Source organism: Mesorhizobium tianshanense, assembly GCF_007830515.1.
GTDB lineage: Bacteria > Pseudomonadota > Alphaproteobacteria > Rhizobiales > Rhizobiaceae > Mesorhizobium > Mesorhizobium tianshanense.
In genome coordinates this window covers 22,301-35,444 of sequence record NZ_VLKT01000036.1, presented here as the reverse complement: position 1 = coordinate 35,444, position 13,144 = coordinate 22,301, and the positions used below count along the sequence as shown (strand labels likewise).

At 57.6% G+C, this 13,144-nt stretch carries 8 protein-coding genes and 2 pseudogenes; 6 read left to right on the top strand and 4 right to left on the bottom strand.

Going from position 1 to position 13,144, the window contains the following annotated elements; all coding sequences use genetic code 11:
- Nucleotides 1-6: 6 nt before the first annotated feature.
- From IQ26_RS25410 to IQ26_RS25400, 3 genes are all read left to right on the top strand, one after another.
- Nucleotides 7-2,970 carry a TrlF family AAA-like ATPase gene (locus tag IQ26_RS25410; RefSeq protein WP_145721038.1) on the top strand — a complete coding sequence of 988 codons (2,964 nt, stop codon included), beginning with the start codon at nt 7-9 and terminating at the stop codon, nt 2,968-2,970.
- A gap of 126 nt (nt 2,971-3,096) precedes the next feature.
- On the top strand, nt 3,097-3,690 hold the full coding sequence (locus IQ26_RS25405) for a hypothetical protein (protein WP_145721037.1): 594 nt from the start codon (nt 3,097-3,099) through the stop codon (nt 3,688-3,690).
- Entirely contained in the window at nt 3,683-4,222 is a 540-nt protein-coding gene (locus IQ26_RS25400) for a hypothetical protein (RefSeq protein ID WP_145721036.1), read from the top strand. The genes IQ26_RS25405 and IQ26_RS25400 overlap by 8 nt, the downstream gene beginning before the upstream one ends.
- A 49-nt stretch (nt 4,223-4,271) precedes the next feature.
- On the opposite strand, the gene IQ26_RS25395 is transcribed toward IQ26_RS25400, so the two are convergent.
- The 3 genes and pseudogenes from IQ26_RS25395 to IQ26_RS25385 form a co-directional block, all read right to left on the bottom strand.
- Entirely contained in the window at nt 4,272-8,381 is a 4,110-nt protein-coding gene (locus IQ26_RS25395; protein WP_145721035.1) for an Eco57I restriction-modification methylase domain-containing protein, read from the bottom strand.
- A 240-nt stretch (nt 8,382-8,621) separates the two neighbouring features.
- Nucleotides 8,622-9,621: pseudogene (locus IQ26_RS25390) on the bottom strand (3'-5' exonuclease).
- 13 nt (nt 9,622-9,634) lie between these two features.
- Nucleotides 9,635-10,534, bottom strand: a pseudogene (locus IQ26_RS25385) (ATP-dependent helicase); the annotation flags it as partial.
- Between IQ26_RS25385 and IQ26_RS25380 the strand changes: the two are divergent.
- Genes IQ26_RS25380 through IQ26_RS25370 form a run of 3 tightly spaced genes read left to right on the top strand, consistent with a single transcriptional unit; the run spans nt 10,460 to nt 12,523 of the window.
- Nucleotides 10,460-11,746: a hypothetical protein gene (locus IQ26_RS25380; protein WP_162458064.1), complete on the top strand. Its 1,287-nt coding sequence runs from the start codon at nt 10,460-10,462 to the stop codon at nt 11,744-11,746. The pseudogene IQ26_RS25385 and the gene IQ26_RS25380 sit on opposite strands and share 75 nt — an antisense overlap.
- Nucleotides 11,743-12,093 carry a HigA family addiction module antitoxin gene (locus IQ26_RS25375; protein ID WP_145721033.1) on the top strand — a complete coding sequence of 117 codons (351 nt, stop codon included), beginning with the start codon at nt 11,743-11,745 and terminating at the stop codon, nt 12,091-12,093. The genes IQ26_RS25380 and IQ26_RS25375 overlap by 4 nt, the downstream gene beginning before the upstream one ends.
- Nucleotides 12,094-12,097: 4 nt before the next feature.
- Complete coding sequence (locus IQ26_RS25370; RefSeq protein WP_162458069.1) at nt 12,098-12,523, top strand: GNAT family N-acetyltransferase; 426 nt, start codon at nt 12,098-12,100, stop codon at nt 12,521-12,523.
- 40 nt (nt 12,524-12,563) lie between these two features.
- Here IQ26_RS25370 and IQ26_RS25365 read toward each other — a convergent pair whose 3' ends face one another.
- A complete protein-coding gene (locus tag IQ26_RS25365; RefSeq protein ID WP_145721031.1) occupies nt 12,564-13,136 on the bottom strand; it encodes a hypothetical protein in 573 nt (190 codons plus the stop codon).
- Nucleotides 13,137-13,144: the final 8 nt, after the last annotated feature.

The window sequence follows — 13,144 nt, the reverse complement described above, 5'->3', positions numbered from 1 at the left end:
GGGAGTGTGGGAAATTCAGGATCGCGGTGGCTTCGATGGGAGCCCCATATTCATGCCCCGGGCACCGTGCTCAATGACCAGTTCAGTGGCGCGGACACGTGGGAGGAGTACCTCGCCAAAATCGAAACGGCGACGCCTACGGTTCGCGCGCTCGGCGTGACCGACTATTATCTGCTCGACACTTACGAACGTGTCCGCGATGCGAAGCATCGAGATGGTCGCCTTCCCGGCGTCGACCTCGTTTTTCCGAACATCGAGCTGCGCCTGGCCTTTGGAACCGTCAAGGGCAACTGGGTCAACTGCCATCTCCTCGTCAACCCGCAGGATCCCGATCACGTCGGTGCGACACAGCGCTTCCTTGCGCAGTTAAGCTTCGAATATTCAGGCGATCGCTTCACATGCACGCCCGACGAGCTCACGCGCCTCGGGTCGAAGATCGACCCCAATCTTTCTGGACGAGGAGCACTCGCGCGCGGCGCGACGCAATTCAAAGTCAGCTTCGAACAGTTGGGCGAGCTCTATCGCGCCATCGATTGGGCCAAGAACAACATTCTCATCGCCGTCGCCGGCAGCGAGCATGACGGCACCTCCGGCATGCGCGGAGAATCCGAAGGCGCGCAGCGGCAGGAGGTCGAGAGGTTTGCTCATATTGTCTTTGCCAGCAGCGTCAGCCAACGCGATTTCTGGCTGGGTCGCAAAAGCAGCGCAACGCCGGATGAGATACGTGCCCGCTATGGCGCGCTCAAACCCTGTCTTCATGGCAGTGACGCGCATGAAACGGCAAAGGTCGGCGCCCCTGATGACAATCGCTATTCTTGGGTGAAAGGCGGAGCGCATTTCGACGCGCTCAGACAGGCCGTCATCGATCCGGCCGGGCGCGCTTTCGTCGGTGCTGCGCCCCCTATCCGTGCCACCCCTTCGCAGGTCATCTCCCGCATTACGATCCAGAACGCTCCATGGGCGGCGACGCCTGTTGTCGAGCTCAATCCGGGCCTTGTGGCGATCATCGGCGCGCGGGGATCCGGAAAGACGGCGCTTGCCGACGCGATCGCTGCCGGTTGCGACGCTGCGTCTGAACACCTCAGTCCTGCCTCGTTTCTCGTGCGCGCAGGGGATTTGCTGGAAGGGGCCAGCGTCCGACTGGATTGGGGCAGCGGAGATCCTTCCGAGCGTAGACTGCTTGACTATGAATACGATGCCGATCTGGATGGCCGGTTCGCGCGGGCTCGCTATCTTTCGCAGAAGTTCGTCGAGGAACTCTGCTCGGCCGACGGCATGACCGATGCCCTGCTCGGCGAGATCGAGCGGGTCATTTTCGAAGCTCATCCCGAAAAGGACGGGACATTCCATTTCGACCAGCTTTTGGAGCTTCGAGCCACCCGCTTTCGCCTTGCTCGCCAGCGCGAGGAGGCGGCCATTGCGACGCTTTCCGACCAGATCGGGCTCGAGCGCGAAAAGAGGCGCCAGATTCCAGGGTTCACTCAGCAGCTTGCCCAAAGGGAGCAGACCGTCAAGGGACTGGAGGCCGATCGCGACAAGCTCATCGTCAAAGGGACGGAAGCCCGCGCCGATCGATTGACCGTCATCGTCAACGCCGCCGAAAAGGTACGCTCTTTCGTCCGGTTCTTCACGAACCAGGAAAATTCGCTCCTCTCCTTGCAGGACGAGGTAAGGGCCTTCCGCCAGAGCAAGGCTCCAGAGGCCCTGCGCCAAACCAAGTCGAGTTTCGTCGCGGCTCGGTTGGAAGACTCGGATTGGCAGGACTTCCTGCTAGAGTACCATGGCGACGTCGACGCCGCTCTGGCGGCCAAGCTTGAGACCGCGCGCAACAACGCAGCAGGCTGGCGCGGCGCGGCCCCCGCACCTCTCGCAGACTCTGATCAATCCTATCTCGGGGAGAATGCTGATCCTGAAAAGCGGCCGCTCGCCGTGCTGGAGGCTGAGGCAACCCGTCTGCAGGCGCTGATCAATATCGATACCGAGACTGCGAACAAATTCGCCGCTTTGATCAGGCGCATCGCCGGCGAAAACACGCAGATCGAGACCACGCGCACTTCCCTTGCCGATTGCCAAAAGGCGGCTGAGCGCATGACGGATCTCAGTAAGCAGCGGCGGGAAACCTATCTTCGCGTATTCGAGTCAATCATCGCCGAGGAGCAGGTACTGCGCGACCTCTACCGGCCCTTGGTCGATCGGCTTCAGGCCGCCAAGGACACTTTGCAGAAGTTATCATTCTCGGCGTCCCGACATGCCGATGTGAAGCAGTGGGCCTTACTAGGTGAGAAGCTATTCGATCTGCGGCGCGCCGGTGACTTCAAGGGAAAGGGCTCCATTGAGCAGTGGGCCAACGCCAACCTGCGCAAGGCTTGGGAAACAGGAGATGTCGCGGCCGTTGACAAGGCCATTCAGCATTTCACCGACGCGTGGCAGGATGAGTTACTCGCCGTCGCCAACGTGGCGGCCAACGATCAGACCGCTTACCGGGGCTGGCTGATGCGTTTCGCCAAATGGCTGTTCAGCACCGACCATATTCAGATCGAATACAGCATCGACTACGAGGGCACGGACATTACCAAACTCTCGCCGGGCACGCGCGGAATTGTCCTGCTGCTGCTTTATCTAGCGCTCGACGAGAGCGATCACCGGCCGCTGATTATCGATCAGCCGGAGGAAAACCTCGATCCAAAGTCGATTTTCGACGAGCTTGTCACCCTGTTCATGGCGGCCAAGATCAAGCGTCAGGTGATTATGGTCACCCACAACGCAAATCTTGTGATCAATACCGATGCGGACCAGATCATCGTTGCGAACGCCGGCCCGCATGGCCCCGGCGAACTACCGCCGATTACCTATGTCTCCGGAGGAATGGACGACGCCTACATGCGCCAGCACGTGTGCGACATCCTCGAGGGAGGAGAGGAGGCGTTCAAGGAACGCGCGCGACGTCTCAGGGTGAGGCTGGAGCGATAGCGCGCCGGAAGTGTGCCTTAAGCGACAGTTCCTCGTCTGGCCGCGTATGCTCGTGCCGACCGGGGATGAAAACCTATTCGGGTTGTGCAATCATTGCTGATCATCGGGCGATACAGGGGGACTACGATGCTCGGTCATTTGGTCACGAGAACGTTGGCCGCCTTTCTGCTCTCAATCACCGCAGGAATGATCACCGGAAAGGTACGCGCGGAGAACGCGGAGCTCGAAAAATGCACTTGCGATGCCCAGCGGGAAAACGAACCGAACAATGGTGCCTGGGTAAAGAACGCCACAGCCTGCTGGTCGACGGAAGATCGCGGGCGACAGTGGTGTGATATCACGGTCCAGAGTCTGGAAGGTGGAACGGCACACGGTGCGGTCGTCGGTACCTTGTTCAACTATCAAGGCGACATACCGGCTCTGGTCGGCGTTTTTCAGGAGCAGTTTCGGCAATACGCAGCCTCCTACGAGGCCGGCGGTCACACGGTGCCAGTCGACATGAACCGGGCGCTGGAGACGGTGCCGGCTTTGCTCAAGGAGAACGAGAGCCGGATTGGCGAATGTGTCAGCGCCTTTCGAGACGCGGCCTCAGGAAAAGGTGGCTTTCAAACCGAAGGCGGCGGTTTTCGATGCAGTGTCAGCGAATCCAGCGGGTGGCTGCGCATTGAATTTTTGGCCGGCGATTTCTGGATCGCTTATATGCTGGCGCCGAATGGCTAAGGCGGCAAACACGGGAGGCGAACGGCGGACAAGCTGGCAGTCAGCTGTTGCTGGCTTCATTCTCGGCGGATTTGCGGGGGGCTTCCTCGGATATTTCGGAGACGCACTCGCCGGTTGGGCTGTCGACGAATACTGGTCGCCGTCACCGTCCGTTAAGATTGACTTTCAGGCCGAGCAGCGTTGTCCCAATGGCAAACTAACGGACATCCGTCGTTTCTTCGAGGATGACGGGATTCCGCTCTCCAACGGTGCGGATCAACTCACGATATGCGACTCGGAAGCATTGATGACGACCCGGTCGCAGGTGCCACGGGACCTGGCGGCCAAATACCCAGCTTGCCTGAAATGGATCGACAGCGACTTGATTATGCTCCGGGCCAGCAAGGCAATATGCGCCTTGCCGGATGATGCCGGGTTCGTTTGCGATGGCGCCAACGGACGCATCTTTCCCGGATCCGGTGCGCTGGGCATCGGCAATTCCGTCGAGTTGTGCGCGACCGAATTGCTCGTTCGGTTCGGTTTCTCCCCGTAGTCCTGACGTGGTCGATGGCCGAACGTTCGCAATGGCTGGCCAGTTGCGTCTAATCACTGTCGTCCTCAGCAGGATTGTTTTCGCTGTCGCTCGTCGCTCCGTCTGGTAAGAAGGGCATTCGGGGCGGCGCTGATCGCCACAGCAACGCGATCTCTTCGGAAGTCAGGCCGTAAGCCGCATTCACAATATCAGAAATAACACCCTCAAAGCTCGCAGCTTCCGCACGGAAGTTGATCGCCGGGATGATTGTGGCGCCGTACTCGCGCTTCAGCTCGCTAACCTCGGAAGCCGTCAGCTTACGGCCGCGTTGGAGACCTGCTTTGACCGCTTTGATGAACTCATCAAGCGATAGCGCGCTGGGGTTCTTCAGGTGGGGTGAGCCCCGTTCAATGGCAAATTCCTGATGGAGCCACTCTCGAATACTGCTTTCAGCGGTAGCGATCTGATTCACGATGTCCATAAGATCGACGACAGCGCGTTTTAGATCGTCGTTCTCAAGAAGCGAGCTGGCAATGGGAAGCTCGGCAATTTTAACCTGATCGTTGGAAAGCGCTTCATCCTTCATATGGATGAAATGTCGCCAACCATACCACCACATCAGAGGCGAATTCAGAACTCCCAAAAGGGCCGTATTTTCGGCAGAAAAGAAATAAGTCTTATTGTTTCCGTAGACTTCGTTTTCTTCGAACGTGTAGCGCGCGTAGAATTGGATCGCCTGATAAATGAACTTGGGTCGCGCAAATAGATCGTAGTAAGCGCAGGATCTTAATTCCCACCAGAACCTCCCCTGATCCTCTCGATGTCGAAGACCGCGGATTTTGCCTGTCTTGGGATCTTTATAGCTTTCGAAACGCTTCATGCGTTGATACACCGATGGATAAGTAGCTTGAAATACCTTCTCGGCTTCTTCCTCGCTTTTTCCGGACCACGGCCATGAGAAGTCGGAACTCGACTTCAACAGTATCATAAACTGAGTTTTCTCGGGCGAACGCCAGCGGCGAATATCCTGCCCTCGCAAGTAAGGTTTTATTATCGGCGCGCATCCTACGTCTGATGCGGTCAGCCGGGCATGCTCGGCGGCGTCTATTAGGAAGGCCTTGTTAAGACCAGTTTTGATGCCGTTTACGGGAAGCCGGTGAACAACACTTCTCAGTGGCACACCCTGCGCTTTGATCTTGGTCAGCAAGGCGGCGACGGCCGGGGGTTCAAGCGCCCAAGGATCTTTGGTGAAGTAGCTTCGCGGCAAAGCGTAGGTGGCCTTCGCCACAGCTTCTTCTAGCCCCTTTTCCGGGACATCATCGCGAGGAATGACGCACACTTGAGTTTCGTCGGGCGCGAGGACGTTGGTCGGCTTCCTCACGACTATGACTGAGGGAAACACGTCAGCATCAGGGAAAAACTTTTTTGCGTGGCCAAAGTCGGCAACAAACTCGATCCAGCCGCTTTGGGCGAACAGATCGCGAAGTCCGTCCGCGTATCCGGCGCGCATCCATTTGTTTGTCACAACGTAGGATAGGCGGCCGCCCGGACGAAGAAGTTTGAGCCCTTGCTCATAAAAATACACGTAGAGATCAGCGGAGCCATCATACGTCGCGGCGAATGCTCGTTTTAGGGCGGGCTTATATTCCTTGATTAGCTCCTGGCGAACGTAGGGCGGATTTCCGATGATGGCGTCGAACCCGCCGTTGAGGCCCACATTCTCCCACTGCTTCCAGACGCCGGGAAAGGACACTTGCCAATTTTGGAACCGCTCAGCGGCGATGAATTCGCGCGAGCGGTTGAGCAATCCGGCAAACCGCTCGGCGGCCGGGACGATTTTGGGCGGCAGACGTTGCATGACATCCTTGGCCCCGGGATGCCCCATACCTGCGTCGGACGGCCCTAGTCTGATCTTACCGCGGGACACGTCAAAAGGATCTCCAAACTGTCCGTCAAGCCAAGCTCGGATGGCGCCTTCGTCCGCCTTGTTAAGCGTTTGCCAGTCCAGGGCGTAGAGGGTGTTGATGAACGTATTGAGCGGCATCGTCTCCTGTTCGATGCCGTCAAAGAGCGTTTTGGATTCATGTACCTCGGCAATGTCCACGTCGGCGACATGTTCGAGCTTTCGCATCGCGACGGCCTGTGCCATTGCCTTTTTCATCGGCTCGTTAAGAAGGAGCTGGCCTCCCCATTTTGTCGATCGATCAATCGCTTCGGAAATCCAGTACCCAAACAAGGAGTTTCCGCAGCGAAGATGGTGGTCTAGGAACGAAAGCGGTGCGCCAACGGTGAAGGTGTGCAGCCAAAGTGCGACTTTCGCCAGTTCCACGGCCATCGGGTTGCGATCTACACCGTAAATGCACCGCTTCAAGATTGTGCGGCGAACGATGTGTCGGTCGTCCAGGTGCTCGATAACGAACGGCCATTTATGCTGAGTCGCTTGCTTGATAATGTCCTGGCGCGTGGCCTCGATACTGTTGAGTACGGGCGACCGATACGGTGTTTCCGACCAGTCGACGACCGACTCCGATTCCGCGATGGCCGTGAGCACACGGTCGGCGAGCCAATCCACGAGGCTGACTAGGAAATGTCCCGAGCCCATCGCAGGATCGCAAATCTTGAGATCCAGGATATGACTTGCCGGGTCCAGCCCTTGCAATTCGGCGTGGCGAATTTCGACTGCCCGTTGGTCGCTTCTTAGCTCCTCGGCGCGCTCGCGAAAAGCCTGAAGTCGGTCTTGTACGAATGCGCCAATAGCCTTCTCGATGATGAGCGCAACCAAGCTATCAGGCGTGTAATAGCTGCCCGATTCATGACGGGCGGTATCATCGATTTGAACCGTGATCGAGCGACCCTCAACGCGCAGATCGTATTCGAGGGTGCGCTCATAGATAGTCCCCAGCTGTTGAACAGAGAGGTCGCGGTAGTTGATATACCGCGGCGCGCCATCCTCCTCTCGGTGAGAGAGGCCATAGATAAGCGCCGAAACGATATCATCGGGAAGTTGGACCCGACGTAGCAATAAGGAATTATCTTTGGAGAAAAGCCCACCGTTGTAGGGCGGAATGCCGAGGTAATCGTCACCTTCGGAAATTGCTTTGAAAACGGCCGAAAGTTTGGGCCAGTAAGTGACCATTGAGGACGACAGCGTCTGCTTCTTTGCAATGCGCTCAGCAATGTCAAACCGCATTGTTGTCAAAGAGTACGATTTATACGGCTCGCGTTGATCGGGCAGGAGATCTCGATCCTCAGCGTAAACAACGAACAACAAACGATAGAGCAGAACCAATGCTGCCTGCCGGACCTCATCGAGATAACCTCTCTCGATCTCCGCGGGCGGATTCGGATCATGCTTGGCAATGGCCGTCACCAGCTTCGGGAAGAGTTCTCCGAAAACAAGTTTGGAGAGATCCTTTGTGACCTTTTCTTCCCAGCTCTTTCCCGCTTCTCGCGAGATGTCATGAAACGTGCGCGTGCCTTCGATCGGAAGAAACGTCGGCCGCCCGAACATGAGGATAAATAGACGCAGGATGCGGTCGGGCGTGAGCCGGGCGTCAGCGCGGTCTAAAAGGTTCAGGTCGTGATGTGGGAGCTCCAGCGCTTTTGCGAGATCGACCTCGAAATAGTCTTCCGAAACGGAAAGGGCACCTTGAAAGTAGAGTCGCCAAACATTCCCGTTTGTTAATATGCCGAGGCGGACCTTGTTGTTGGTCTGTACATCGACGCGGCTCAGATACTGAAGCATCTGGGTGGATGGAACGCCTTCCTCGCTCGGGTCCTTTTTCTCCGCGCGATCGAGCGCGCGGCCCCATCTCTTTGCTTCCAGAACCGCCAACCCATATTGAAAGCGCTTCCACTGTTGCGCCTCGCTGACGGCCAATGATTTGGCAACTGGATCGCCAAAGAGAAGTGCGTCGGGGACCTGTTTGCGGCCCTTCTGGGAGAGGATTTGTTGGACCTGATAGTCCGACCAACCTAGGGTTTCGAGGACCGGATAAATGAACTCTTTTTCGGTTTCGGCTTCGTTGGGCTTTGCGATTTTTGTGAAGTTGGTGGCAACCGCCACAAGGCGCTGCCTCAGCGCCTCTACGCTTTTATCTTCGAGGTTCTTCCATTGTTCGGTGCGCTGAATTCCTTCGAGAAGGTAGTCGCGCGTGAACAGATTGCCTGAAATCGACAAGTTGATCCCTTAGATTTTACGATGCCAGTGGGCTTAAAGGAAACCTAGCGCAGCGGATAACGATTCTGGAATGTCGTTAGCACCTCAGGGGTATTTATCCAAAGTGAGACTAGGGTTTTCCTTCGCTTGGTCGACTACGGGGCGAAGATGCGACCTCCATGCCCTCCGCGCGCACAGTCTGATGACAGTCCCGTTCAGCGAGCGCTCGTCGCCCGTCGCATATCTAGGCAACAGATGTATCTACACCGATGATTTGAAGCGGTCGGCTGCCGAAAGTCGTTGCATGAGTGGCTCCGCTTCAGGCCAGCGATAAATATCCCCGCGCAGAAACCGAAGTTCGTCGTCGAGAGTCACTTCAGCGATTTCGGTCCACCAGGCTTTCGGGCGCCCGTCACTCCCGTCCGACCACCGATATCCGCGCGCCTTCAGATGGTCCTTCATCTCGAAGGGGCTGTTTTCGGCCCACACCCGGACGCGGAGTCGTTGGCTGGCGGCGTAAAGCTCGGCGAATGGCGTTACGTCGCCGCTGGCGATCGGCCTCGCAAGAATTTCGAGGAGGGCGTGGCAATCATCGGTTGCGCGATGTCCGTCATGGAACAGGCCCGACTGCCCGACCAGATAACCAAGTTTGTTGCCTTCAAACCCGTGATCAGCCCAGCGGATTTCCGTCACCGAACATGCCCAGGGTTTCGGGATGAACGATGGTGACAGATGCTCGCAAAATGGCCGGTCGAAACCGGCGTTGTGGGCGATGATGAGATCGGCGGGCTCGATAAGTGCATCGAGGGCAACGAGGTCGATAGTCTGTCCCGCCACCATCTCGTCGGTGATGCCGGTCAGGCGCGTGATTTCTGCCGGGATAGACCCTGACGGTTGCCGGAGCGCGCTGAAGACGCCGACGACATCGCCGATCATCCCCTCGTCATCATAAGTGAAGGCAACGGCGCCGATTTCAATCACTTCGTCGCGGGAATGATTGAGACCTGTCGTCTCGACATCGACCAGGACAGCAAGCCGCGGATATCTGCCTATTGGCGCGATCGATGATCGGGCGGGGCACCAGCTTTCGCAGAATCTTGAACCGCCCGGTATCTTCAAGCAGTTGAGCGAGATCATCCTCAGTCTTGGGCCTCGTGCCGGGTAGTTGCCGCGCGCGTCGAACCGGCGCAATGCGCCGCGGCGCTTCTCTGTAGCCAGGGTCAAGGTCGAACAGGTCGAACTGTGCAGAAAGTGCGTTCATCAAATCATCCGGTATCCGCTGCCGGGCTGAACTGCTTTGGAAATTCCAGGATGTTGCGCACGGTCGCGGCGCGGAATGAATAGATGGATTGCGCGTCGTCGCCGACGACGGTGAGGCCGCGGCCGTCCGGCTTCAGGGCGAGCAGGATCGAAGCTTGCAGGCGATTGGTGTCCTGGTACTCGTCGACCATAATGTGGTCGAAGCGATTGCCGATATCATCGGCCAGCATCGGATCGTTGACGGCCTGCGCCCAGTAGAGGAGCAGATCATCGTAATCGAGAACGTTCTGTACCTGCTTGGCCTCGACATAGGTTGCGAACAGCTCGCGCAGCTGCGCCGACCAGCCCGCACACCATGGGAAAGAAGTCCCCAAGATCTCGTCGAGCGGCTTCACAGTGCGGGAATAGATGGAGAGGCAGGTGCCCTTAGTCGGGAAACGGCTTTCCGTCTTTGAGAATCCCAGCTCGTGCCGAGCAAGATTCATCAGGTCTGCGCTGTCCTCCCGATCGTGGATGGTGAATGCGGGATCGAGCCCAATCTGCTCGGCATAATCGCGCAAAAGCCGTGCACCGATGCCATGGAAAGTGCCAGCCCAGGTCAAAGCATCCGACATCACGCCGCCATTGCCGTTGAAGACGCGGTTGCAGATCCGCTCGACCCGCCGCGACATCTCAGCTGCTGCACGGCGCGAAAATGTCATCAGCAGGATGCGGCGTGGATCGGCGCCGCCAACGATCAGGTGGGCGACCCTGTGGGCAAGCGTGTTGGTCTTTCCTGATCCGGCGCCGGCGATGATGAGAAGTGGAGCGGCAATCATTGTCTTTGCATCGATGACGCCATGCTCGACGGCACGCCGCTGCTCAACATTCAGCATTTCCAGATAGGCAGCCGCAGCAGTCACAGATCGAATCATCCCGAGCTATCAGCTCGGACGATCACAGATTCCTGTTTTGTTCGCAATGCGGGAAGGAGGCAGTGCGCGATGCTTGCAAATTGTAATGATGTGCATTACATAGCCACTATGAACACCACCGTGAAATGGACAAGGGCGATCGCCGGGGGCATCGAAACGGGCACGCTGTCGCCGTTTGTTCCTATTTTTGATCGGGCGGTCCTCCAAGCAGAGCTTGGGCAGTCTAGCCCTCAGAGGCTGGAGAGCTCTGCGGTCGTGCTTGATGCCTACCTCCAACGCGCCCAAATCGCCGTGGCGGGCACCAAGGTTGAGGACTCTCTCCGCGATACTCTGCTCACATGGGCGCGTCCCGAGAAGACAGCGGCGTCCCAACGCCTGTTCTGGCGCTTTTATCACGGCATCCGGCAGGCCGAAGAATACGATCTCGACGTACTGATCACGCCTCCTCACGAGCTTGCAAACTCCTCGCTTAATTGCCGCGTCATTGGACAGGCATCGACGGGAACGGACGTACTGGCGAAACTTGCTCAGCTCGATCTGGACCGGCTTTATGTAGTTGACGGCCAACACCATTGCACGTTCATCTCAGGCAGCTTGCAACTCGACCTGTCACAGCGAGCTATTCGGCAGATCGCGGGGCGGCTGCTCGCCGAACTCGAAGACATTTCCAACACCGTTTCAACCTCTCTGTTGTCGATCTTTCGGCATTCGCTGGAGAGTGAGGTTGCGAGCAAGTCCACAGTCAGATGGACGTATGTCAAAAGCCGGCCTCGCCAGAATACGTCGCCTCACACCAGAGAATGGATTCTGGCGTTTCTTCTGCGGACCGGCACCCCTCCTCCGTCAACCTTCAGCGATCGACGCCCAGGCGCCGACGCGGTGCCTGTGGCTTTTGCCCAGGCATCTCAGAGGTTGGAACATGGAACGATTTGCAGACGATATCATCGAGGAAATTTACTGGACGCGGTTCGCCGCGGGCGTGGAGCAACACCTTTCAGTCAAGGCCCACAAGATTGCACATCCCCTGCTCGCCGCCCGCAGCTTGCAGGATGTCGACGTGTATGGACCGATTTTCAGGTGGCCGAATTCCACGGGGAGATTGGGAGTGCAGGTCGACGGAAAGTGGTACCTGACGTTCGATTGGGTGGAAGGAGAAGGCGCCTTCGCTATCCGCTTGGAGCGGCGGTAAACATTCGGAGAACATACGCATGAAAATGCAGAGTCGATTTGTTCCGGCCTCGCCAGTCAGGCCGGGGGAAGTCCTGCACGAGCGTTTCCTTACTCCGGGGTCGATCACCCAGGACCAACTCGCGCGAGCACTGCTGGTTTCTAGGTTTTCGGTCAATCAGATTGTGAATGGTCGCAGAGCGGTGACCGCCGATATGGCGTTGCGCCTGGCAATTGTGACCAGCACGACCCCGGAATTCTGGCTTAATCTTCAACGCAACGTCGACCTCTACGAGGCGAGGCTAAAATTGGCGGATGTCATCCCGAGACTCGAAGTTCTTCGGAAGGAGAAAGCTCCGTCGGAGCTGATCTCTGACCTGGACATGGAATAATGTCGTGGACGAGAAACATGCCAAGCAGATTGCCGAACTGCTGAATGAGCACAACAAGCTTGTCGTTCATTACGACGCGGAGAAAGTCCTGCAATCCGCCGAAAACTACCTTTACGAAGTCACGGAGTCTGGAGACGTGGCGGCGTGCCTAGAGCTCAAGCGCATGCAGTGGTATCAGTTCGAGGTCGACCATTTGACGGTGCACGATGACTTTCTTCGCCGGGGCTACGGTCAGAAACTGCTCGACCAAGCCGAAAAGAAAGCCGTGACCGAAAACGGCCGACTGCTTCAATGCACAATTCGACGGGACAATGCTGCGAGTGAAGGGCTCTTTGCCAAATGTGCCTTCAATCGGGTGGGGGAGTTTTTCTATCCCCTCAGCGGTAATAACGTCGGCGTGTGGCAGAAGGTGATCTCGCCGGCGCGATAGCCCGGGGACCCACTGAGGATTGACGTGACGTCAGATCGGCTCACGCGGCAAATAGGCTCAGCTGACGATTATCGTGCGGCAAATCTCGCGGCCACTCTTCGCGCCGGCGAGCATACTCGCCTTCGAAACGCTCACGCTCGAAGAACCAGATGCGCATCAGCGGATAGATGCGCTCATCGTATAGTTTCCGCTGCCCCTCCGTCAGCCGCTCGAAATCCCAATCATCGAGCAGGAACGCGACCTCATCTTCGGGGCGACCGTCGTTAAAGTAGCCTTCCTCGCACATCTCCTCGAGAATGCCGGCATCGGCTGTCTGAAACAGCCATTCGCTACGCTCTTCCTCCGATGTGAACCTGAAACGCTGCGGTTCCCGGACAAGCTCGAGTTCGGCCGAACGTGGCACTTTGTCGGCAGGCCAGCCCGCACAGCAGGCCTGGACCGCCGCCTGGTCAGCTTCGTCCCAGACGGTGCAGATCGCGAGTTCTTCCTCGGGCACTTTGCCGGCAAAGCCACGGATGTCCCAACCCTCGACGACAAAACGCGCCATCGCTGCCTGGTCAGGCGTGACGCTGGCCTTGTCGAACACTTCCTGGGCGGCGAGCAGGCCGCGCACGATTTCTT

Excerpts from the sequence above, each read along its gene's own strand:
- IQ26_RS25405 (WP_145721037.1), top strand. The coding sequence starts at position 3,097 with ATGCTCGGTCATTTGGTCACGAGAACGTTGGCCGCCTTTCTGCTCTCA.
- IQ26_RS25400 (WP_145721036.1), top strand. The coding sequence starts at position 3,683 with ATGGCTAAGGCGGCAAACACGGGAGGCGAACGGCGGACAAGCTGGCAG.
- IQ26_RS25380 (WP_162458064.1), top strand. The coding sequence starts at position 10,460 with ATGCTCGACGGCACGCCGCTGCTCAACATTCAGCATTTCCAGATAGGC.
- IQ26_RS25375 (WP_145721033.1), top strand. The coding sequence starts at position 11,743 with ATGAAAATGCAGAGTCGATTTGTTCCGGCCTCGCCAGTCAGGCCGGGG.